The sequence below is a fragment of the Kocuria sp. U4B genome (assembly GCF_054875615.1).
Map to the genome: position 1 here is coordinate 1,790,631 of NZ_CM142180.1, position 21,117 is coordinate 1,811,747.

Below are 21,117 nucleotides of genomic sequence, written 5' to 3' on the forward strand. Positions count from 1 at the left end.
CGTTCCGCTCCCCCTGAGCGGCTTCCGAGGACAGGCCGACAGTAGCCGACCTGCCGCCCTGCCGCTACCGCGCGGCGACGCCCACGCGGTGTGCCTGCAGCGCGGTGCCGACGATGCCGGCGGCGTTGCGCAGCTGCGCGGGCACGACGCGGGCCCGCAGCCTCAGCTGGGGCAGGAACTGCTCCTGCCGCTCGCTGATCCCGCCGCCCAGGACGATGAGGTCCGGGGAGATCAGGCCTTCGAGGTGGGACAGGTAGCGCTGGACCCGGTCCGTGTAGGTGGGCCAGTCCAGCTGCTCCGCGATCCGGGCGGAGGCCCCGGCCCAGCCGTCGACGTCGCGGCCCTCGAACCAGATGTGCCCCAGCTCGGTGTTGGGCACCAGCACCCCGTTGAGGAACAGCGCCGAGCCGATCCCGGTGCCCAGCGTGATCAGCAGGACGGTCCCGCCCGCGCCCCGGGCGGCGCCGAACTGCATCTCGGCCAGACCGGCGGCGTCGGCGTCGTTGAGCACGGCGACCTCCCGGCCCAGGCCCTCGGCGAGCAGCCGCGGGGCGTACACGCCCAGCCAGGAGTCATCGAGGTGGACGGCGGAGCGCACCACGCCGTCGTCGACGATGCCCGGCACGCCGACCCCCACGCCGGCCAGGGACCTCCCCGGCTCCAGCTCGCCCTCCAGCGTCTCCAGCACCCCGCGCAGGGCGCCCACCACGGCCGAGGGCGTGGCCGGCGACGGCGTGGGCACGCGGCGCACCCGTCCGACGGTCGTTCCGCGGACCGGGTCCACGAGCGCGTACTTGATCGCGGTCCCGCCGATGTCGAGCCCGGCGCAGAGGGGCGCATCCCCGTTGTCGTCGCGAACGGGCGGGAGAGCGGGGATCGTCGGGAAGGACGACGAGGTGCAGGTCATGTCACGGTCCTGGATCAAGGGGCAGAGGACGTGTCCTCGGCGGGACGGCGTCTGCACGACTTTACCGCCGAGCGGCAGCAGCGCGGGAGCCGGGAGGGGCGCTCCCCGGCGCAGGCGTTCCGGGGATCGGCCGGGGCGGGCGGATAGGCTGGGCCGATGCTGTTCTCCTCCACACCCGGCTCGCGCCCCCTCCGCACGCTCGCCGTGCGCTCCCTCGTGGGCTTCGGCGCCGTGCAGGCCGCCGTCGTGGCGGCGCTCGTGGGCACGGACGCGGTCCAGCGCCGCAAGCGCGCCCGGCGCACGGGCTTCCCCCGCCCGGGAACCTTCGAGGGCACGGTGGCCGGCACCGGCACGACGGCGTACACCTACGGGGAGGACCTCTACCGGGACATGCTCGCCGCGATCCGGGGCGCGCAGCGGCGGATCCTGCTGGAGACCTTCATCTGGAAGGGCGACGAGGTCGGCCGGGCCTTCCGCGACGCCCTCAACGACGCCGCCGCCCGCGGCGTCGAGGTGTACGTGATGTACGACGGCTTCGGCAACCTCGTGGTGCCCGCCTCGTTCTACCGCTTCCACCCGGACGTGCACGTCTACCGCGTCCCGCCCGTGCGGGTGCGCCGGCTGCTCACCCCGGTGCAGGCCAGCGGGCTCACCCACCGCAAGATCCTCGTGGTCGACGACGAGGTCGGGTTCGTGGGCGGCTACAACATCGGCTCGCTCTATGCCACGGAGTGGCGCGACACCCACGTGCGCCTTACCGGTCCCGAGGCGTTCGAGCTCAGCCACTCCTTCGCGGCGGTGTGGAACCACCCCTCCTCCCGGCGGCGCCACCGGCTGCCGCACCTGAGCCCCGGCGAGTGGGACTCCCGGGTGCGGTCGATCAACAACATCCCCGCGAGCCTGGTCTACCCGATCCGCAGCGTCTACCTGGACGCGATCCACCGCGCGCGGCACCACATCCACCTCACCACGGCCTACTTCATCCCCGACCAGCAGATCCTCGAGGCGCTGGTCGAGGCCTCCCGGCGCGGCGTGGACGTGCGGGTGATCCTGCCCGAGAACTCCAACCACGTGCTCGCCGACTGGCTCGCCCACGGCTTCTACTCCGCGCTGCTGGCCGAGGACATCACCCTGCTGCTCTACCGCAACGCGATGATCCACGCGAAGACCGCCACCATCGACGGGCAGTGGTCCATGGTGGGCACGGCCAACATCGACCGGCTGAGCCTGGGCTTCAACTACGAGACGACCCTGGAGATCCACGACGAGACCTTCGCCGCGGACATGGAGCGGATCTTCGCCGCCGACAGCGAGAACTGCCGGACGCTGACGGCCGAGCAGTGGCACGAGCGCCACCCCGCCGCCCGGTTCGCGGAGCTCGTACTGAAGCCGCTGCGCCCGTTCCTCTGAGCCAGGGCGGGCATTACCTCCTCGTCACGCCATGAGGCCCTGTCTCAGTCGAGCTCCACGACGGTGATGGGCAGGGGCAGGGTGGCGGCGTCGAAGGTGGTCTGCTCCGAGAACGGGGTCCCGTCCTGGTCGCGGCCCACGCAGAGCGCGAGCACCACGCCGGGCTCCGCGCCGAGGATCAGGGTCCAGTGCTGGCCGGAGGCGTCCACGGCGTGGGCCTGGTGGTCCTCGTCCACGCCCCCGTCCACGTCGGCGAAGCGGGCGCGGTAGGCGTCCAGCTCCTCGGGGGTGTGCAGCACGCCGGCGGAGACCACCGACTCCTCGTTCGCCGTGACGGCCGGCGCGATGGGGTAGGCGATCCGGAACGGCGGCTCGAGCACCTCCAGCAGCTCCCGGGCGGGGGTGGCGTCGTCGCCGCGCAGCCAGATCCGGCCGGTGCCGTCGAGGAAACCCTCGTACTCCTCGTCGTTGGGGTAGTAGCAGAGGAACCCGGAGCCGGGGATGCGCGCCGACAGCCCGGTGAGGTCGGCGGCGTGGTCCACGGCCAGGAAGCGGATCAGGGGTTCCAGCGGTTCGGGTTCCACGGACGGTCTCCTTGTAATGCGGCAGGGCGGTGGGACGACGACGAGGTGGCGGCGCCCGGACGGTCTAGGGTACGCCGCCGGATGCCGACTGCAGGTTGACCTAGCCAGCCAGGGGTTCGTCCCGCAACCGAGGCAAAGCAAAAATCCTGGGCCTATCGCCTTACCCATCCCCAGAAAAGTTTGCCCTTGCGGCGTCCTCCAACTAGGGCGCTCTCGCCGAGCACCCTATTCCACCTAAGACTCAAGTCACCGCCGCTGACCCCTTGAACACTGGAGCCAATAAGAGCAGGGGTCCAGGACCCAACCTTAAGTGCTCAGTCCAATGGGGGGCCACGTAGTTCGGCAACACCACTTGTGTGGTACCGCAGGCTACTAGAAAGCGGCTTTTGGCGTTTACTTTTAGGTAGAATTTACATACAACTTATTGATGCGCAACCTTCTAGGCGGCCTTACGAAAAGCGTCGTATGATTTTTCCAAAAGCTCGACCGAGGGCCACTCATTTCGCCGTTCAGGACGCACACGCAGGACCTCCCCATGAAATTCCTGCAGTCCATGTCGAAGCATCGGGCCGTCTTTTTCCAACAGCAGATCAGCGCGGATTTCCACGACATAATCGGGGCGTATGCCCAAAAAGTGCTTGTCATAGGCGGAGTGGTGGATTTTGCACAGCGCGATGCCGTTCGTAACGGCAGCAATGCCTTGTTCATGAGCATCCGGGACGATATGCGCTGCATCGAGCAACTCCACGTGGTGAAGTGCGCAGATAGCGCAGTGCTCGTCATAGGCCCGCATTACCATGGACCGAAACACTGGCTGATGGAGACGTTGTCGGGCCATGCGCTGAGCGTACCGCTTCTGGATCTGGTCCAGCGACGGGCCGTCATAGAGGATGGGTGCGTCCTCGAACACTCGCTGAGCATCATCAATTAGGACGACGAATTGCTTCTCAGCCTTTTCCTCGCCCATAAGGTAAACAGGAAAAAGTACCTGATAAACACTCGGCTGGATGCCGATAAACCACATCAGGGGTAGACCGGCTTCGCAGGCTCGACGCAATGCTCGGTTGTCAGCGTGCATCGGATCATCACCGCGCCATTTATAGCGGAGGTGTCCGTCAGCCCCCTCAGCATCCTCATAAGGACGCTCCTTACCAGGTGGCGTGTATGCCGTCATGATTGACAATGCCGCCTGCAATTGGCGGGGTTTCCAAATGCCTCGCTGCCTGTCCTTGAGTCGGAGCGGAGCGCCTTCAAAGCTGAAGTCAGCTATCTCATCGTTATGAAGAGCATGGAGACCGTCATGGGTCCGTACGGCCAGCCAGCGCATGGCCTCCTGCCGTAACCGGAGTTCGTCATCGAAAGAGAATTGCCCGCTGCTAGCCACGGACTCATCCTAGGGATGTGCCGCACCTTGTACTGGCGCGACACATCGGCATCTCCGAGCTAGAACTCGATGATCTGCCGCACCGCCCGACCCGCGTCCAGCTCGTCCATCGCCTCGTTGATCTGCTCGAGCCGGACGTGGGAGGTGATCAGCTTCTCCAGCGGCAGCACGCCGTCGCGCCACATCCGTTCGTACTTGGGGATGTCCACGGCCGGCACGGCCGAGCCGAGGTAGCTGCCGATGATCTGCCGGGCCTCGGCGGTGATCTTCAGCGGCTCGATGGTGGACATCGCGCCCGGCGCCGGCAGGCCCACCGTGACAGTCACGCCGCCGGCCGCGGTGGCGTTGAACGCCGTCTCGAACGCCCGAGGGTGCCCGGCCGCCTCGATGACGACGCGCGGCTTCTCCTCCAGGGCCACTAGCTCGTCCGGGGTGAGCGCCTCGTCGGCGCCGAACTCTCTGGCCAGTTCCAGCTTCTCCGCGAGCGCGTCCACCGCGATCACGCGGCGGCAGCCCACCGCCTTGGCCACCAGCAGCGCGGCCAGCCCCACGCCGCCGAGGCCGACCACCGCCACGGCGTCGTCGGGCCCGGCCTTCGCCGCGTTGATCACGGCCCCTCCCCCGGTGAGCACCGCGCAGCCCATGACGGCCGCGACGGCGGCGGGGACGTCCTCGCCCACGGGCACCACGGAGCGCCGGTCGACCACGGCGTGGGTGGCGAACCCGGAGACGCCCAGGTGGTGGTACACCTGGCCGCGCTGGTCGGAGAGGTGCATGGAGCCTTCCATGAGGGTGCCCGCGGTGTTGGCCTTCGTGCCGACCGTGCACGGCAGCAGCCCCTCGGTCCGGCACGCGGCGCACTCCCCGCAGCGCGGCAGGAACGCCATGACCACGTGCTGGCCCTCGGCCAGGTCGGTCACGTCCGCGCCCACGGCCTCGACGACGCCGGCCGCCTCGTGGCCCAGCAGCATCGGCAGGGGCCGCGGGCGGTTGCCGTTGACCACGGAGAGGTCGGAGTGACACACGCCGGCCGCCGTGATCCGCACGCGCAGCTCGGTGGGCCCGGGCTCGCCGAGCTCGAGCTCCTCGACGCGCAGGGGCTGTGACTCGGCGTACGGGGCGGAGGCCTCCATGGTCTCCAAAACGGCTCCACGAATCTTCACGACGACCTCCGCAACGAGAACTGGGCTATGACGCCGTTCACGGTACCGCTCGGCTCCTCGGTTATCGAGGGCACTCGCGGCCGGGCCTCCCTCCAGAAGCTCAGGCTGCCCCAGGACCCAGCCGCTGCCTTTGCGGCAAGGACGGTTCCACCTGGCGGGACCTGGCAGCCGGGTCCTGCGCCGGCGAGCCATTGCCGCACCTGCCGCTGTCATAAACGACATGGCGGCCCCCTAAAGAGAGGACATAACTCGATTTCGTGAGGCTGCCACCCATCGGGCGCTGAAAGCACACGCTTCTGACAAGGGTTTTTGGAGAGCACTTGCCAAGCGCAGGCAGATGGCCCCAGCCCGCCGGTCCCCGCTCATGTCCCTCGAACCTCGCGGTGAGGCCAATAGAAGGAGGAGTGCGGATAAAGTGATTGCTTAAGTAATTACACGCATTTGGGGGAAACCTCCATGACGTCCACCGTCTCGCTGCCCGAGTTCCTACCGGGCCTCCTGCCGCTCATCCGACCCTTGGGCATGTTCTTCGGCGCCCTGGGTGTCGTCGTCCTGACCCTGCGGCTCCTCTTCGTCGCCGTCAACGCCTTGATCACCTCCCTGGAGGACCAGCGGAAGAGGCGGATCGAGGAGAAGACCTTTGTCCCCGCTCGGCGGGCTGGGGAGGAGGACATGCGCATGGCCTGGCTTCAGTGGCACCTCAGACCGGGGACGACCACCCACAAGAAGATGCGGGACATACCGTCGGTCTCCAAGACGCTGGCCGTGATGCCCCGGGCCGACTGGACCATCGACCAGTTCCGCCATCACGGCAGGGAGGTCTGGGCCGTCCGGCAGCTCGTTGTCGCACCCAGCACGCGCCAGAAGATAGACGACCGTCTGGACTGGTTGGCCGCCATGATCTCCGACTTGACCGACGATCCGTTCAACGCCACTGCTGGACGGGCGAACGATCGCTACCTCTACCACCAGGATCCGGAAGTCCGTGAGGCGTACTTGATCGGTCGGTCCACGGCCACGGAAAAGATCATGGGGACCATCACCGCCGCCCGGGACCGGGCCCGACAGGATGTAGCCACCGAGGGAACCGCGGAGTTCCTGGCGCAGCAGAGCAACGCCGCGTTCAAGAAACTGCGGGAGACTTACCGCCCCACCAAGACCCGGGACGCCCACGCCGCCTGGGACGCCGAGGCCGAAAACATCGACCGGTGACCCGATCACCGCATGCGATGAGCTGCCGTGTTCAAGCGCTCGGCATCCAGCGATTTCCCACGTCGTCCGTTGTTCCGCAGGAGAACCATGAGCTACGCCCCTCCGTCACCCCCTGACCCGGGGAACGCTGCCTTCACCTCCCGTCGCAGCTTCAAGCTCGGCAAGTGGCTCGTGGCCGTGCCTGCACATCTCACCTTGGTGGGCACCGTGCTGGTCGGCCTCACCTCCGAGGTTGCATTCTCCGAACCGGTCGCCGGACCGGTTCCCTCGCCGTCGACGTCCACACCCAACGTCTCTCCGTCACCGTCGGCAACCACCCGCGCACCAGCTGCATCCCCCTCGCCCTCCAGGACCGTCGGCAGGGTGGTCACCGCCTCGCCGACGCCGGAGCCCACCAGGACCTACCCTCCGTCTGCGGCCATGGACGCCCTGGAAGCTCTGACGGTGGCCGCCCCTGGTCCCATGGAGGACTATGATCGCGAGGCTCAGTTCGGCGACTGGATCGATGCCGACGGGGACTGCGAGGACACGCGCAACGAGGTCCTCAACCGGGAGCTGACCGACCTGGACTCCGACGACGGCTGCACGGTGGCCTCCGGGAGGTTGGACGACCCCTACACGGGCACCACGGTCTCCTTCACCCGCGGGGTCGCCACCTCCTCCGACGTGCAGATCGACCACGTCGTGGCAGCTGGAAATGCCTGGGCCTCCGGAGCGCGAGAACTTTCTCAGGCGGAGCGGGTGGAGTTCTACAACGACCCCCTGAACCTCTTGGCCGTGGAGGGCTCCATCAACGCCGTGAAGTCCGATTCCCCGGCCGACGAGTGGCTGCCCCCGGAGGAGTCCTTCCGCTGTGAGTACGTGGCCACCCAGATCGCTGTGAAGGCGAAGTACGAGCTGTCGGTGACCATCCGGGAGAAGGATGCCATGGCCGACACCCTGGCTGACTGCCCGGACCAGGAGCTGCCCACGGGAGCTCCGTTCGGCGACATGACCGGCAGCTCGGGCACACAGGACCCCTCCTGGGCAACGGAAACGCCGGCCCCGGCCACGGAGGGCGTCTTCGTCAACTGCACTGAGGCCAGGGCGGCGGGAGCGGCTCCGCTCTACCGTGGCTCCCCGGAGTACGCGTCGGACCTGGACGGTGACCTCGACGGCGTGGCGTGCGAAGACTGATGCAAGGAGCCGACATGAAGACGACCCACCGTGCCCCGACCGGCGGCACATCCCTTGCCAGAGATCGAAGGAAACAGCGAGGCCGGAGAAATCCGACCGACGCCTGGCTGCTCTGGATGTTCTTCGGCTGGATCGGTCTGCATCGCTACTACATCGGCGACTGGAAGCAGGGCATCGTCATGACCCTCACCCTTGGAGGGCTCGGCGTCTGGTCCTTGCTGGACGGATTCCTCCTGGGCCGCCGACTCCGACGGATCAACACCGGCCGGGTGTAGCCCGCCCCGACGCTCCCGGCCACCACAGACCCGTCAGGACACGGCTGTCAGCGAGAGCGGCCGGTACTGGTTGATGCACCGGTCGCCCGGGGTGCCGCGAGAAGCTCGTCCCGCATGTCGTCCACGGCCGCCCGGATCGCGGCCGTCACGGCCTGCACCGCGGGCCGGCGCAGCAGGTCGGCGCGCGAGACGACCCAGTAGGAGACGGGGAAGGTCAGCTCGTGCGGGAACAGCCGCACGAGGTCCCCCGCGCGCTCGGCCAGGAAGCACGGCAGCAGCCCGATCCCGGCCCCGGCGCGGGTGAGCTCCACGTGCACCACGGAGGACGTCGCCCCGACCGCCTGCCGCATCCGGGGGAAGTGGGCGCCCGGGATGGCCAGCTCCGCGACGTCCTGCATGGACTCCACGAAGTAGATCAGCGGGTGCTCCTGGACCTGCTCGGGGAACTCGATGGCCGGGTGGGCGGCCAGGTAGTCCGGTGAGGCGTAGACGCCCAGGGAGTAGTCGGCCAGGTGGAAGGCCTCCTTGCGGGAGACGTCCGGGCGCCCGACGACCACCTCCAGGTCGATGCCCACGGGGTTGGTCTGCGCCCGGCGGGCGGCGTTGATCATCTCCAGCCGCACCCCGGGCTGCTCCTCGATGAGCCGCCGCATGGCCGCGCCCATGACCACGCCGCCGAAGCCGTCGGGGGCGATCGCCCGGACCACGCCGCTCACCGAGCTCCCGCGCCCGCCCGGGGCCAGCGGCAGGGAGCCGAGGGCCAGCTCGATCTCCTCCCCGGCCGCCACGAACGTCCGGCCCAGCTCGGTGGGCTCCCACATGTCCCCCGAGCGCACGAGCAGGCGGGCGCCCACGGTGCGCTCCAGGCCGGCCATGCGCCGGGAGACGGTTGTGTGACTGAGCCCGAGGGCGCTCGCCGCGCCCGAGTAGGACCCGTGCCGGACCACGGCCAGCAGCAACAGGAGGTCATCTGCACCGTGTGACAAGGCCATACCCTCCCTGATTCGCCGACTGCCGGAGACCGACGCGCACTACCGACCAGTATGTGCGTTTCTGCACAGGCGGGGCGAGGTTCTGGTCATTGAGATCCACATCACAGCGTCGCACACTGGACGCACCGTGGCCTGATCGGACGCACGGGGCATTTCACCTGGGAGGACGAGCATGAGCACTGAGGACAGGGTCGCCGCCGTCGCCGACCCGAACGACTCTCCCGAGAACCGGGGCGGCCTGAGGAAAGTCGTGGCGGCCTCCATGGCCGGCACCGTCGTGGAGTGGTACGAGTTCTTCCTCTTCGCCACCGCGTCCACCCTGGTCTTCGGCCCGCTGTTCTTCGTGGACACGGGCAACCCGCTGGACGGCATCATCAAGGCCTTCCTCATCTACGCCGTCGGCTTCGTCGCCCGGCCCCTGGGCGGCATCGTCTTCGGCCACTTCGGCGACAAGTACGGCCGCAAGCACCTGCTGCAGGTGGCTATCGTCCTGGTGGGCGTGGCCACGTTCCTCATGGGCTGCCTGCCCACCTTCCAGCAGGTCGGCTACTGGGCGCCCGCGCTGCTCGTGGTCCTGCGCTTCGCCCAGGGCTTCGCCGTCGGCGGCGAGTGGGGCGGCGCCGTCCTGCTCGTGGCCGAGCACTCCCCCAACAAGGAGCGCGGCTTCTGGGCGAGCTGGCCGCAGGCCGCCGTGCCGCTGGGGAACCTGCTCGCCACCATCGTGCTGCTGATCCTGTCCTCCGTCCTCACCGACGAGCAGTTCCTCTCCTGGGGCTGGCGCGTGGGCTTCTGGCTGTCCGTGATCATCGTGGCCGTCGGCTACTACATCCGCACCCACGTCACGGACGCCGCGATCTTCAAGGAGACCCAGGAGGAGGTCATCGAGGCCAAGGGCGCCGCCTACGGCGTGGCCGAGGTGTTCCGCCGCTACCCGCGCGGCGTCTTCGGCGCCATGGGCCTGCGCTTCGCGGAGAACATCCTCTACTACATCGTGGTGACCTTCTCGATCACCTACCTGAAGACGCAGCTGGAGATGGACACCAGCCGCGTCCTGCTCCTGCTCCTCGTCGCCCACGTGATCCACGCGATCACCGTGCCGATCGTGGGCCGCTTCACCGACAGGCTGGGCCGCCGCCCGGTCTACGCCGCCGGTGCCACGCTGGGCATCGTCTGGGGCTTCATCGCCTTCCCGATGTTCAACACCGAGAACGACTGGATCATCCTCGCGGCCATCGTCCTGGGCCTGATGATCCACGCGCTGATGTACGCCGGGCAGCCGGCCATCATGGCGGAGATGTTCCCGACCCGCATGCGCTACTCGGGCGTCTCCCTGGGCTACCAGGTCACCTCGATCGTCGCCGGCTCGCTGGCCCCGATCATCGCCACCGCCCTGCTGCGGCAGTTCGACTCCTGGGTGCCGATCTCGATCTACATCGCGGCCGCCTGCGTCGTCACCCTGGTCGCCGTGGCCACACTGAAGGAGACCCGCGGGATCTCCCTGCAGTCGGTCGACGCCGAGGACCGGCGCCGGCTCGACGCGGAGCGCGCCGAGGGGCGCAGCCGCTGACCGCCGACGGCCCGCGCGACCGCCCCGGGACGGACCGAGCCATCGGTCCGTCCCGGGGCGCGCGCCGCGCCCCGGGACGGAGCGCAGGGAACCAGCCGGTGCAGGCATTGGTGAGGACTCCAGTGAAGACACCAGAGAAGCAGCAGTCAGAAGGGACTCGACCATGACCACCATCACCTGGATCGGCCTGGGGCACATGGGCAACCCCATGTCCGCCAACCTCGTCAAGGCCGGCTACGACGTCCGCGGGTTCGACCTCAGCGAGGCGGCCATGAGCGCGGCGGAGGCCAACGGCGTGCGCACCTGCCGCTCCATGGAGGAGGCCCTCCAGGGCGCCGACGTCGTCTTCACGATGCTCCCCAAGGGCGAGCACGCCCGGGCGGTGTACCTGGGCGAGGAGGGCATCCTCGAGTCCGCCCCCGAGGACGCCCTGCTCATCGACAGCTCCACGATCGACGTCGAGTCGGCGCTCGCCCTGCACAAGGCCGCCGACGCCGCCGGGTACGTCTTCGTGGACGCCCCGGTCTCCGGCGGGATCAGCGGGGCGGCCGCGGGCACCCTGACCTTCATGATCGGCGGCCACCCCCGGGCCGTGGAGGCCGCCTCCCAGTACATCGAGCCGATGGCGGGCAAGATCGTCGCCACCGGCGAGGCCGGGACCGGCCAGGCCGCGAAGATCGTCAACAACATGATGCTGTTCATCTGCCTGGAGGCCTGCGCCGAGGGCTCGGTCCTCGCGGACCGGCTGGGCCTGGACCCGCAGGTCTTCTGGGACATCGCCTCGGTCTCCTCCGGCAACTCCTGGGCGCTGCAGACCTGGTACCCCGTGCCCGGCATCGTGGACTCCGCCGCGGCGAACAACAACTTCGAGGCCACCTTCAGCGCGGTCCTCGCCGCCAAGGACGCGGGTCTGGCGCTGATGGCCGGCGAGCAGACCGGCGTGGACCTCCCGGCCGCGCAGCTCGTGGCGGAGCGGCTGCAGCGGCTCATCGACGAGGGCTACGGGAACAAGGACTGCTCCCTCATCGCCAAGTACGCCGCACCGGACGGCAGGATCCGGGGCTGGGATCCGGAGCAGGCCTGAGCGCCTCCCCACGACCGGCCACCGAACAGGACAGGACAGGACCATGCAGGACACTAAGCACAGCGCCGAGAACACCGCCGCGAGCACGCCCCGGGAGACCGCCGAGGGCGTGGCCGAGGGCGTGGCCGAGGAGGTGACCGGCAGCGTCGTCGAGCACTGGATCGGCGGCCGGCGCCACGGCGGCTCCCAGCGGACCGCCCCCGTCTACGACCCCGCGACCGGGGAGGTCACCAAGCACGTGCTGCTGGCGTGCCCCGAGGAGGTCGCGACCGCCGTGGAGAACGCCGCGGCCGCGCTGCCCGCCTGGCGGGCGACGAGCATGTCCAAGCGCACCACGATCATGTTCAAGGTCGAGAACATCATCCGCGAGCGCATCCAGGAGCTCGCGGCGGTCATCACCGCCGAGCACGGGAAGGTCCTCTCCGACGCGGCCGGGGAGGTGGCGCGCGGGCTGGAGAACGTGCAGTTCTGCACGGGGCTGATGCACCACATGAAGGGCGAGTTCCTCGAGCAGGCCGCCACCGGGGTGGACGTCCACCAGACCCGGCAGCCCGTGGGCGTGGTCGCGTGCATCACCCCGTTCAACTTCCCCGCCATGGTGCCGCTGTGGATGATCACCACCGCGATCGCCGCCGGCAACACCGTGATCCTCAAGCCCTCCGAGCGGGACCCCTCCGCCGCGGTGTGGATCGCGGAGGCCTTCACCGAGGCCGGGCTGCCGGACGGGGTGCTCAACGTGGTGCACGGGGACAAGGTGGCGGTGGACGAGCTGCTGACCAACCCGCTGGTGGAGGCCGTGTCCTTCGTGGGCTCCACCCCGATCGCCAAGTACATCTACGAGACCTCCGCCGCCAACGGCAAGCGCGTGCAGGCCCTCGGCGGGGCCAAGAACCACATGGTGGTCATGCCCGACGCCGACCTCGACGGCGCGGCGGACGCCGCCGTGTCCGCCGCCTACGGCTCGGCCGGGGAGCGCTGCATGGCGATCTCGGTGGTGGTGACCGTGGGGGACGTGGCCGACCCGCTGATCGACAAGATCAGGGAGCGGATCGGGAAGCTGACCATCGGCCCGGGCAACGACCCGGCCTCGGAGATGGGGCCACTGATCACCGCCCAGGCCCTCGAGCGGGTCAACGGCTTCGTGAGCGGGGCGGAGGCCGAGGGCGCGACCGTCGTGGTGGACGGCACCCAGCAGCAGTTCGACGCAGGCGGGTTCTTCACGGGTGTCTCGCTGATCGACCACGTGCGCCCGGGGATGAAGGTCTACGACGAGGAGATCTTCGGCCCGGTGCTGTCCGTGGTGCGAGTGGACAGCTACGAGGAGGCCGTGCGGCTGATCAACTCCAACCAGTACGCCAACGGCACGGCCGTGTTCACCCGCGACGGCAAGACCGCCCGGGAGTACGAGTTCGACATCGAGGTCGGCATGGTGGGCGTCAACGTCCCGATCCCGGTGCCGATCGGGGCGTTCTCCTTCGGCGGCTGGAAGAGCTCCCTGTTCGGGGACACCCACATGTACGGGCCGGAGTCGTTCAACTTCTACACCCGCCGCAAGCTCGTCACCACCCGCTGGCCCGAGCCCTCGGAGTCCCAGATCAACCTGGGCTTCCCGACCCACTGACGGTCCGGCCTCCCGGACCCCGACGACGCCGGCCCGCGCCCTCCGCACGGAGGGCGCGGGCCGGCGTCGTCACACAGCAGGCGACAATGTCATATTGTCCATCGCGAAGAATTCAACTCTGCAATATGCGATGAATGAGGAAAGACGAATGGAATAGCTTTGCGCCAGCCAATTCCTGCATTCCCTGAGGGCCGCACCGCTGTGACCAGGAGAAACGGGCGGACCGACCGGTCACGAGCACGGGGGAGAGGCCCGGAGGCCACCGTGCTGGGCGGGGGCCACGGCACCGAATTCAGCGGCGGGCGGGGCCGAGACAGAGCTGTTACGGTGTTCTCCCTGGTCGCAGGCTTGAGGCCCGCGCAGGCACGCTCCTACGGTGATATCACCTGGCTCGCAGTCGGACCTGCGACCCAGGCCGGAAAACAACCTCCCGCGTGCATGGACGTCTCCTTTTCATGCCATTTCCCAGGCCGCGTCATGCATGCCTTTCCTGAGGAAACATCATGGAGAATCTGCGCAGGAATCTTGCGGGCGCCTTCATCGCCGCCGCCCTTCTCGGGGGATCCGCCGCCACTCCGGCCGCCGCAGGCGGTGATTACGACGACGACGTGTACTACTACTGCGATGAGCACGACGAGTACTACGAGAAGGACGAGTACTACAAGCACCACCACGACCACGACGACGACAAGGACGACCACGACGACGACGACCACGGGCACCACCACGGGCAGCACTAGGAAGAGGTGCCCGCAGTCAGTGATCCGGCAGTCACGGGACCGAGCGAGGCGCTTCAGGCGAGGGGCGTGAGTGCCTGACGTCCCCGCGGGCGAACGTCTCGCGGCAGCTCTCCGCACAGCATCGGTGCCCCACCCGTCCGGCGGGTGGGGCACCGATGCTGTGCGCCGCCCGGGAGGACTTCCCCGCTGCAGTCACCCGGACAGCGGCGGCCCCTGCTCCGGGGCGTCCGTGGTGAGCAGGCGGAGCAGCCGCTCCAGCTCGGCGCGGTCCTGTGCGCCCAGCCGCGAGAAGTACTCCTCGGACTCGCGGTGCCGGTCCTCCCGGACCCTCGCGCGCAGGGCCTCCCCCCGGGGCGTCAGCGACACCAGGGTGGCGCGCCGGTCGGTGGGGTCGGGCACCCGTTCCACGAGGCCCTTCTCCTGCAGCAGGTCCACGACCTCGGTGGCCGAGCGCGGGGCGATGTGCAGGACGTCGGCCAGCTGCTTCAGGCGCAGCCCGGCGGCCCCGGAACCGGCGCCGGAAGAGCGGTTCCCGTGCCGCTCGGAGCCGTGCTCCCGCGGCCCCCCGTGCCCGGCGATCGCGTTGAGCGCCCGGAACTGGTGCGGGGTCAGGCCGAACGGCGCCAGCTGCAGCGCCCACCGGTGCCGCAGCCGCCGGAAGACGATGTGCAGGAGCTCGCCGAGGGGGGCCGGGTCGGGATCGCAGTGGGGCATGGCCCCATCCTAATGGTCTTGTCGGCTACCTCATAGAGAGGTAGCCTCCTTAATACTTCTCGAGGAGGCCCCATGACGACGACCCAGGACACCGGCCGCGCCCGCACGTCCCCGCACCACGGCGGCGGGTCCGGTGGCGGCGTGCCCGGCATGCCCGGCGCCGGCCCCTCCGGCGGGGGCGGCGGCCGTCCCGCCCGGCTCGACCCCGCGGACCGCGAGCAGCTGGCCGGCCACCCTGTGAGCCTGCGCCGCATCGCGGCGCTGTTCGCCCCGCACAAGGGCACGATCGCCGTCGTCGTCCTGCTCATCACCGCGTCCTCGGTGATCAACCTCGCCCAGCCGTTCCTGGTCCGCGGCGTCATCGACGACGCCCTGCCGCAGCGGGACACCCGTCTGCTGCTGCTGCTGACCGCCGCGATGGTCGGGATCGCCGCGCTGACCGCCGTGATCGGCGTCGTCCAGACCTGGATGGCCACCGCGATGGGCCAGCGGGTCATGCACGCCCTGCGCGTGGACCTCTTCACCCACCTGCAGGCCCAGTCGCTCGGGTTCTTCACCCGGACCCGCGGCGGGGAGGTGCAGTCGCGGCTCACGCACGACATCTCCGGCATGCAGTCGGTGGTCACCACCTCCGCCACCGGGGTGGCCTCCAACCTCACGACCGCCGTGGCGACGGCCGCGGCGATGGTGGCGCTGTCCCCGGCGATGAGCCTCGTCTCCCTGGTGGTCCTGCCCCCGGCCGTCTGGCTCTCCCGCCGCGTGGCGCTGATCCGGCGCGACGTCACCGACGAGCGCCAGCGGGAGCTCGCCCTGCTCCACACCCAAGTCGAGGAGGGGCTCTCCGTCTCCGGGGTCCGGCTGGCCAAGACCCTGGGCACCACCGCGCGGGACGCCGCCCGCTTCACCGACCGCTCCGGCACGCTCGTGGGCCTCGAGCTGCGCAGCCAGCTGGCCGGGCGCTGGCGGATGGCGACCATGCAGGTCGTCTTCGCGGCCATCCCGGCGGTCATCTACCTCGCCGCCGGCTTCCCGGCCACCAGCGGCGGGATGACCATCGGCACCCTGGTGGCCTTCACCGCCCTGCAGGGCACGATCTTCCGCCCCGTCATGGGACTGCTGAACATCGGCGTGCAGTGGGTGTCCGCGCTGGCCTTCTTCAGCCGGATCTTCGAGTACCTCGACCTCGAGCCGCAGATCAAGCCGCCGGCCGTGCCCGTGCGGCTGGACCCCGCCACCGTGCGCGGGGAGGTGCGCCTCGAGGGCGTGCACTTCGCCTACGACGGCGGGACCGAGGTCCTGCGCGGCATCGACCTGGTCCTGCCCGCGGGGACCACCACCGCCGTCGTCGGCCCCACCGGCTCCGGCAAGAGCACCCTCGGCTCCCTGCTGCCGCGGCTCAACGACGTGACGGAGGGCCGGGTGACGATCGACGGCACCGACGTGCGCGACGTCGACCCGGCGGACCTCGCGCGGATCGTCGGCGTCGTCTCCCAGGAGACCTACCTGGTCCACGCCTCCGTGCGCGAGAACCTCCTGCTCGCCGATCCGGAGGCCCCGGACGCCGAGCTGTGGCGGGCGCTGGGGGCCGCGCGCATCGCCGACACCGTCGCCCAGCTGCCGGACGGGCTGGACACCCTGGTGGGCGCCCGCGGCCACCGCTTCTCCGGCGGGGAGCAGCAGCGCCTCGCGATCGCCCGGACCATCCTGCGCAACCCGCCCGTGCTGGTCCTCGACGAGGCCACCAGCGCGCTGGACAACACCACCGAGGCCCAGGTCCAGGAGGCCCTCGACCGCCTCGCCGCCGGCAGGACCACCCTGACCATCGCGCACCGGCTCTCCACCGTCGAGAACGCGGACCAGGTGGTGGTGCTCGAGGGCGGACGCATCGCCGAGCGCGGCGCGCCGCGGCAGCTGCGCGCCGCCGGCGGCCCGTTCGCCCGGCTCGCCGCGCGCACGGGCCGCGGGGACGGGGACGCCGCCTCCGGAGCCCTGTTCACGCGCTGAGGGGCGCGGCACCGGCCCGGTACGCTGGATCCGCACCCGCCCCACGCCCACGAGGCCCCGGAGAGGACGCCGCCATGAGGACACTCGTCGCCACGCTGCTCGTGGCCGCCCTGGTCATGACCTCGGCGGGGGCGCTGCTGACGTCCGTGGGCGTCGGGGAGTGGCTGCCGGTCGTGCTGCTCGCCGGCCTCGCCTATCTCGGGACGTTCCACCTGTACCGGCGCTGGCGGGAGAAGCTGGACCGCCCGGAGGACTGAGCCCCCGCAGGCCGGTCGGCTCAGGCGAAGTCGGCCTTCTCGAGCACCACGTGCACGCTCGCGGGCCCGTCCCCGGCCGGGCAGGTCACGAACCCGGCCGTGGCCGCGAGGTAGGCGCGGGCGATCGCGCGGTCCATGCCGCGGTCGTGCTCCAGGAAGTCCAGGGCGGTGGCCATGGCCCGGCGCAGCGTCGAGGCCTGCCGGCAGGTCCCCCCGTCGGCGTCGTCCTGGGCGTCCGCGTCCGGCGTCCCGAGGGCGACCCAGCGCTCGCCGGTCTCGGCGAACGCGTGCCGGAAGGCCACCGAGGGCGCCAGCCCGGACCCGGGCCGGCACACGGTCAGGCGCAGCGGCCCGTGCGGGGTCCCGTCGGTGTCACCCTCGCCCGGGACAGGCCCCGTCACGGAGAACACCGCCCCGTCGGTGCGCACCGGCAGGTAGAGCACGGCGCGGGCCGGCGCCAGCGGGTCCTCCGCGAGCGCCTCGACCTTCACCACGTCCCCGGGCCGGGCCTCGGCGAGGAGCACGCAGCCCGCTTCCCCGGAGCGCTCGTCGTCAGCGGGGTCCACGCGGCCCCACGGGATGCTCCCGGGCACGGTCTGCGCGCCGGCGGAGCGCCGCACGCCCACGCCCGAGGAGGGGTGGGCGGCCATCGCCGCGGCGGTCGCGGCGGGCACACCGGCGACCACCCGCAGCGCCGGGCGGCGTCGGGGCCGGGGCGCGGGGGCGCGGCGGCCGGCGTGGTCGGTCATGGTGGTCTCCTCGGGGGGAAGGTCGAGCGCGATGGTCCGACAGTAAGGAGGGCGTGTTTCCGCACGGTCACCCGGTGTTTCCGGGCCGTGACGGGCCCTGCCGTACCCATGATGCAGGGGCCACCCCAACGTGTGACAGTGTTGCGCGCCCCGTCCCGGCCGGCCCTTTGTCCGGACATTTGTGCGGTCAATCTGACCAAGATCACATCCCGGGGGCCTTGGGTGCGGCCGGCAGCGGGCATAGCATCGATCGAGTCCCCTTCTCGGGCTCGATGAAGAGCCACCACGCCCGCTCTTCCCGCCCGGAAGGAATCCCATGTCGGCACCCCGCACCGCCCTGCTCCAGATCGTCAATGCCCCCGGCCCCACCGGCACCCGGCTCGCCCTCCTCGCCCTCGCCCTGGGCGGCTTCGGCATCGGGACCACCGAGTTCGCCTCGATGGGCCTGCTGCCGTTCGTGGCCGAGGACTTCGGCGCCTCGATCCCCGCCGTCGGCCGGTCGATCTCCCTCTACGCCCTGGGCGTGGTCGTCGGCGCGCCCCTCATCACGTCCCTGGCTGCCCGGGTGGAGCGCAAGACGCTCCTGCTCGCGCTGATGGTCGTCTTCACCGTGGGCAACGGCCTGTCGGCGGCCGCGCCCTCCCTCGAGTGGCTCTACGTGGCGCGCTTCCTCTCCGGCCTGCCCCACGGGGCCTACTTCGGGGTCGCCGCCGTGGTGGCCGCCTCCCTCGTCGCCCCCGGGCGCCGCGGCACCGCCGTGGCCCGCGTCATGCTGGGCCTGACGATCGCCAACATCGTCGGCGTGCCCGCCGCCGCCGCGCTCGGCGGCGCCCTCGGCTGGCGCACGGCCTACCTGCTGGTCGTGCTCCTCGGTGCCCTGACCGTCACCGCGCTGGCCCTCTGGGTGCCGCGCACGCGCAGCGAGGGCATGGCCTCGGCGGCCCAGGAGATCCGCGCCCTGAGCCGGCCGCAGGTGGCCCTGACGCTGCTGGCCGGGTCCGTCGGCTTCGGCGGCATGTTCGCGGTCTACACCTACATCTCCCCCACCCTCACGGAGCTCACCGGCCTCGACATCGGCACCGTCCCGTGGGTGCTGGCGGTGTTCGGCGTGGGCATGACCGTGGGCTCGCTGCTGGCCGGCCCGCTGGTGGACCGCTCGATCGAGGGCTCCGCGCTGGGCGCCGGAGCCGTCTCCGCGGTGGCCCTGGCCTTCTTCGGCCTGTTCGTCCACCTCCCGGCCGCGGCCGTGCTCGGCGTGCTGTGGATCGGGATCATGGGCTCGATCTTCACGACCTCGCTCCAGGTGCGCCTGCTGCGCGAGGCCAAGGACGCCCCGTCGCTGACCGCCGCGATGAACCACGCGGCCTTCAACCTGGCCAACGCCCTGGGGGCCTTCCTGGGCGGCGTGGTGATCTCCGCCGGGTGGGGCTACCGCGCTCCGGCCTGGACGGGCGTCGCGCTGGCCGTGGTCGGCCTGCTCATCCTGGGCAGCGCCATCCGGCAGCGCCGGAGTGCCGCGGCCGAGCGCCGGTAGCGCGCCACGGCCTATCGCCGGGCCGTCTTCTCGGCCCCGCTCACCACGAGCACCGCGCACGTGAACCAGATGGCCCCGGCCGGGCCCAGCGGCGCCGCGACGAGACCGGCCAGCAGCGGCATCGCCACCTGCCCCACCCGGTTGCCCACGAGCCGGACCGCGAGCGCCGAGCCGCGCCACGAGTCGGGCACCGCGGTGGACACCAGCGTCATGGTGATCGGCTGCCCCAGGCCCAGGCAGAATCCGCCGACGAACAGCAGCACCGCGGCGAGCCAGGGCATCTCGATGACGGCCGGCGGAAGAGCGAGGGCGAGGCCCGCGCCGTAGAGGCTGACCAGCAGCATGGCCCGCCGGGACATCCGGTGGGCGAGCCAGGGCAGCAGGACGCGGGAGAGGATCGAGGCGCCGCCGCGCACCGCGAGCAGGGCACCCACCCACGCCGGGGAGACCCCGGCCCGCTCCCCCACCAGGGGCAGGAACGCCGTGAGGATGTCGAGCATCGCCAGCAGGGCCAGGGACGCCAGCATGTGCGAGGGAATCCCGGGCACGCGCAGGATCCGCGCCATCGACGCCCGCGGCGCCGGCTCCTGGACCGCCTCGAGCTCGGCCGTGGCGGGATGGGCCTGCACCGCGGCGGCGCCCTCGGTCCGCTGCGCCCGCCCGCGCCCCGCCCCGGCGGCGAGGGCACGCAAGAGCATCACCGGGACCACGAGCAGCGAGAGCCCGGCCCCGATCCACAGCGACAGCGTGATGTCGGCGATCCGCTCGGAGGAGGCGACCCCGTTGCCGGAGCCCAGCAGCAGGCCGGCCAGCAGCGGTCCCGCCAGCTGGCCCGCCGAGAACGCGGCGGTGAACCACCCGAAGCCCTTGTCCAGCTGGCCCTCCGGGGAGTAGCGGGCGACCGCCGCCTGCCCGGCGATCGTGAACACCAGGTGGCCCATGCCCAGCACGGCGCTCGCCACCGCGACGAGCGCCACGCCGGGCGCTGCGGCCAGGCCCAGCGCCCCGAGGCTCAGGACGAGGGCACCGGCGACCACCATGGTCCGCAGCTCCCGCACGCGGTCGGTCATCCGGCCCAGCCACATGGCGGTGGCCAGGGGCAGCACGGCGTAGGAGGCCGTCACCAGGCCGACCGTCACGGAGTCGGCGCCCAGGGCCAGGAGCTTGTAGGTGGTGACCGGGCGGACCAGGTTCAGCGCCGTCTGCGTGAGCAGCGCACCGACCACCAGGAACCACAGCCACGCCCCGGAGCGGGCGGAAGCAGCCGGCGGCATCCCTCAGGAGCGCCGGGGCTTGACCGCGATCACCGGGGCGTTGGCCTCGAGAAGGACCTGCTGGGCCGCACTGCCGAGCAGCAGCTTGCCGACCGGGCTGCGGTGCTTCACCCCGATCACGATCGCGGAGGCGCCGACCTCCTCCGCCGCGTCGAGCAGCTCGCCCACGGCGTCGCGGTTGCGGGCGTCGGGGGTGCGGAAGCTGACGGGCACGCCGTCGAGCTCCGTGGTCTCGGGGTCCAGCTGGGCGCCCTCGAGGTTGAAGACCAGCAGGTCCTCGCGACGGCGGGCGGACTCCTCGACGGCGGCCGCGAGCGCGGCCTCGCCCTCGGGGGTGCTGGTTCGGGCGACGACGACGGTCATGGGGGCCTCCGCAGTGGGGACGGGAATGGGGACGAAAAGCGAGTCCCACCCTACGGCCGAAACTGTGACGGGTCTCTCCTCGCGCGTGAGCAGAACGCGCAGAACCA

The 21,117-nt window shown here is 70.7% G+C and carries 20 protein-coding genes; 11 read left to right on the forward strand and 9 right to left on the reverse strand.

Annotated features, from left to right (window positions below; translation table 11 throughout):
* Window positions 1-64 precede the first annotated feature (64 nt).
* Window positions 65-907 carry a polyphosphate--glucose phosphotransferase gene (gene ppgK / locus ACYSMR_RS08505; RefSeq protein ID WP_251332855.1) on the reverse strand — a complete coding sequence of 281 codons (843 nt, stop codon included), beginning with the start codon at window positions 905-907 and terminating at the stop codon, window positions 65-67.
* Window positions 908-1,063: 156 nt separating this feature from the next.
* Here ppgK and ACYSMR_RS08510 point away from each other — a divergent pair, with 156 nt between their 5' ends.
* Window positions 1,064-2,317 (forward strand): phospholipase D-like domain-containing protein, encoded by a 1,254-nt coding sequence (locus tag ACYSMR_RS08510; protein ID WP_251332856.1) that lies wholly within the window; start codon window positions 1,064-1,066, stop codon window positions 2,315-2,317.
* A 44-nt stretch (window positions 2,318-2,361) separates the two neighbouring features.
* Here ACYSMR_RS08510 and ACYSMR_RS08515 read toward each other — a convergent pair whose 3' ends face one another.
* The 3 genes from ACYSMR_RS08515 to ACYSMR_RS08525 form a co-directional block, all read right to left on the reverse strand.
* The gene (locus ACYSMR_RS08515; RefSeq protein WP_461747934.1) at window positions 2,362-2,901 is read right to left on the reverse strand and encodes a hypothetical protein; all 540 of its coding nucleotides are present in this window, start codon (window positions 2,899-2,901) and stop codon (window positions 2,362-2,364) included.
* A 439-nt stretch (window positions 2,902-3,340) separates the two neighbouring features.
* Window positions 3,341-4,285: an HNH endonuclease gene (locus ACYSMR_RS08520; protein WP_461747935.1), complete on the reverse strand. Its 945-nt coding sequence runs from the start codon at window positions 4,283-4,285 to the stop codon at window positions 3,341-3,343.
* 59 nt (window positions 4,286-4,344) lie between these two features.
* Window positions 4,345-5,448: a zinc-binding dehydrogenase gene (locus ACYSMR_RS08525; RefSeq protein WP_309125631.1), complete on the reverse strand. Its 1,104-nt coding sequence runs from the start codon at window positions 5,446-5,448 to the stop codon at window positions 4,345-4,347.
* A 456-nt stretch (window positions 5,449-5,904) separates the two neighbouring features.
* Here ACYSMR_RS08525 and ACYSMR_RS08530 point away from each other — a divergent pair, with 456 nt between their 5' ends.
* The 3 genes from ACYSMR_RS08530 (at window position 5,905) to ACYSMR_RS08540 (ending at window position 8,111) form a co-directional block, all read left to right on the forward strand.
* Window positions 5,905-6,660, forward strand: a complete 756-nt coding sequence (locus ACYSMR_RS08530; RefSeq protein ID WP_461747936.1) for a hypothetical protein — start codon at window positions 5,905-5,907, stop codon at window positions 6,658-6,660.
* Window positions 6,661-7,122: 462 nt separating this feature from the next.
* A complete protein-coding gene (locus tag ACYSMR_RS08535) occupies window positions 7,123-7,836 on the forward strand; it encodes a GmrSD restriction endonuclease domain-containing protein (protein ID WP_461747937.1) in 714 nt (237 codons plus the stop codon).
* A 14-nt stretch (window positions 7,837-7,850) separates the two neighbouring features.
* Window positions 7,851-8,111: a TM2 domain-containing protein gene (locus ACYSMR_RS08540; RefSeq protein ID WP_309125628.1), complete on the forward strand. Its 261-nt coding sequence runs from the start codon at window positions 7,851-7,853 to the stop codon at window positions 8,109-8,111.
* Between the two features lie 47 nt (window positions 8,112-8,158).
* Here the strand turns inward: ACYSMR_RS08540 and ACYSMR_RS08545 are convergent, their stop codons facing one another.
* Window positions 8,159-9,103: a LysR family transcriptional regulator gene (locus ACYSMR_RS08545; protein ID WP_461747938.1), complete on the reverse strand. Its 945-nt coding sequence runs from the start codon at window positions 9,101-9,103 to the stop codon at window positions 8,159-8,161.
* Between the two features lie 172 nt (window positions 9,104-9,275).
* Here ACYSMR_RS08545 and ACYSMR_RS08550 point away from each other — a divergent pair, with 172 nt between their 5' ends.
* The 4 genes from ACYSMR_RS08550 (at window position 9,276) to ACYSMR_RS08565 (ending at window position 14,115) form a co-directional block, all read left to right on the forward strand.
* Window positions 9,276-10,670: an MFS transporter gene (locus ACYSMR_RS08550; RefSeq protein ID WP_309125626.1), complete on the forward strand. Its 1,395-nt coding sequence runs from the start codon at window positions 9,276-9,278 to the stop codon at window positions 10,668-10,670.
* Between the two features lie 106 nt (window positions 10,671-10,776).
* Entirely contained in the window at window positions 10,777-11,754 is a 978-nt protein-coding gene (gene mmsB, locus ACYSMR_RS08555; protein ID WP_461748014.1) for a 3-hydroxyisobutyrate dehydrogenase, read from the forward strand.
* Between the two features lie 43 nt (window positions 11,755-11,797).
* Window positions 11,798-13,375, forward strand: a complete 1,578-nt coding sequence (locus tag ACYSMR_RS08560; protein WP_461747939.1) for a CoA-acylating methylmalonate-semialdehyde dehydrogenase — start codon at window positions 11,798-11,800, stop codon at window positions 13,373-13,375.
* A 503-nt stretch (window positions 13,376-13,878) separates the two neighbouring features.
* Complete coding sequence (locus tag ACYSMR_RS08565; RefSeq protein WP_461747940.1) at window positions 13,879-14,115, forward strand: hypothetical protein; 237 nt, start codon at window positions 13,879-13,881, stop codon at window positions 14,113-14,115.
* 192 nt (window positions 14,116-14,307) lie between these two features.
* Here the strand turns inward: ACYSMR_RS08565 and ACYSMR_RS08570 are convergent, their stop codons facing one another.
* Complete coding sequence (locus tag ACYSMR_RS08570) at window positions 14,308-14,829, reverse strand: MarR family winged helix-turn-helix transcriptional regulator (protein WP_461747941.1); 522 nt, start codon at window positions 14,827-14,829, stop codon at window positions 14,308-14,310.
* A gap of 72 nt (window positions 14,830-14,901) precedes the next feature.
* Here ACYSMR_RS08570 and ACYSMR_RS08575 point away from each other — a divergent pair, with 72 nt between their 5' ends.
* Together ACYSMR_RS08575 and ACYSMR_RS08580 are read left to right on the forward strand one after the other, a co-directional pair.
* Window positions 14,902-16,833, forward strand: a complete 1,932-nt coding sequence (locus tag ACYSMR_RS08575; RefSeq protein WP_461747942.1) for an ABC transporter ATP-binding protein — start codon at window positions 14,902-14,904, stop codon at window positions 16,831-16,833.
* A gap of 74 nt (window positions 16,834-16,907) precedes the next feature.
* Window positions 16,908-17,090, forward strand: coding sequence for a hypothetical protein (locus tag ACYSMR_RS08580; protein WP_461747943.1), 183 nt, complete (start codon window positions 16,908-16,910; stop codon window positions 17,088-17,090).
* 20 nt (window positions 17,091-17,110) lie between these two features.
* Here the strand turns inward: ACYSMR_RS08580 and ACYSMR_RS08585 are convergent, their stop codons facing one another.
* Window positions 17,111-17,839 carry a hypothetical protein gene (locus ACYSMR_RS08585; protein WP_251333728.1) on the reverse strand — a complete coding sequence of 243 codons (729 nt, stop codon included), beginning with the start codon at window positions 17,837-17,839 and terminating at the stop codon, window positions 17,111-17,113.
* 316 nt (window positions 17,840-18,155) lie between these two features.
* Between ACYSMR_RS08585 and ACYSMR_RS08590 the strand changes: the two genes are divergently transcribed.
* On the forward strand, window positions 18,156-19,373 hold the full coding sequence (locus ACYSMR_RS08590) for an MFS transporter (protein WP_461747944.1): 1,218 nt from the start codon (window positions 18,156-18,158) through the stop codon (window positions 19,371-19,373).
* Window positions 19,374-19,384: 11 nt separating this feature from the next.
* On the opposite strand, the gene ACYSMR_RS08595 is transcribed toward ACYSMR_RS08590, so the two are convergent.
* Complete coding sequence (locus ACYSMR_RS08595) at window positions 19,385-20,647, reverse strand: MFS transporter (RefSeq protein ID WP_309125177.1); 1,263 nt, start codon at window positions 20,645-20,647, stop codon at window positions 19,385-19,387.
* 3 nt (window positions 20,648-20,650) lie between these two features.
* On the reverse strand, window positions 20,651-21,010 hold the full coding sequence (locus ACYSMR_RS08600) for a universal stress protein (RefSeq protein WP_309125176.1): 360 nt from the start codon (window positions 21,008-21,010) through the stop codon (window positions 20,651-20,653).
* Window positions 21,011-21,117: the final 107 nt, after the last annotated feature.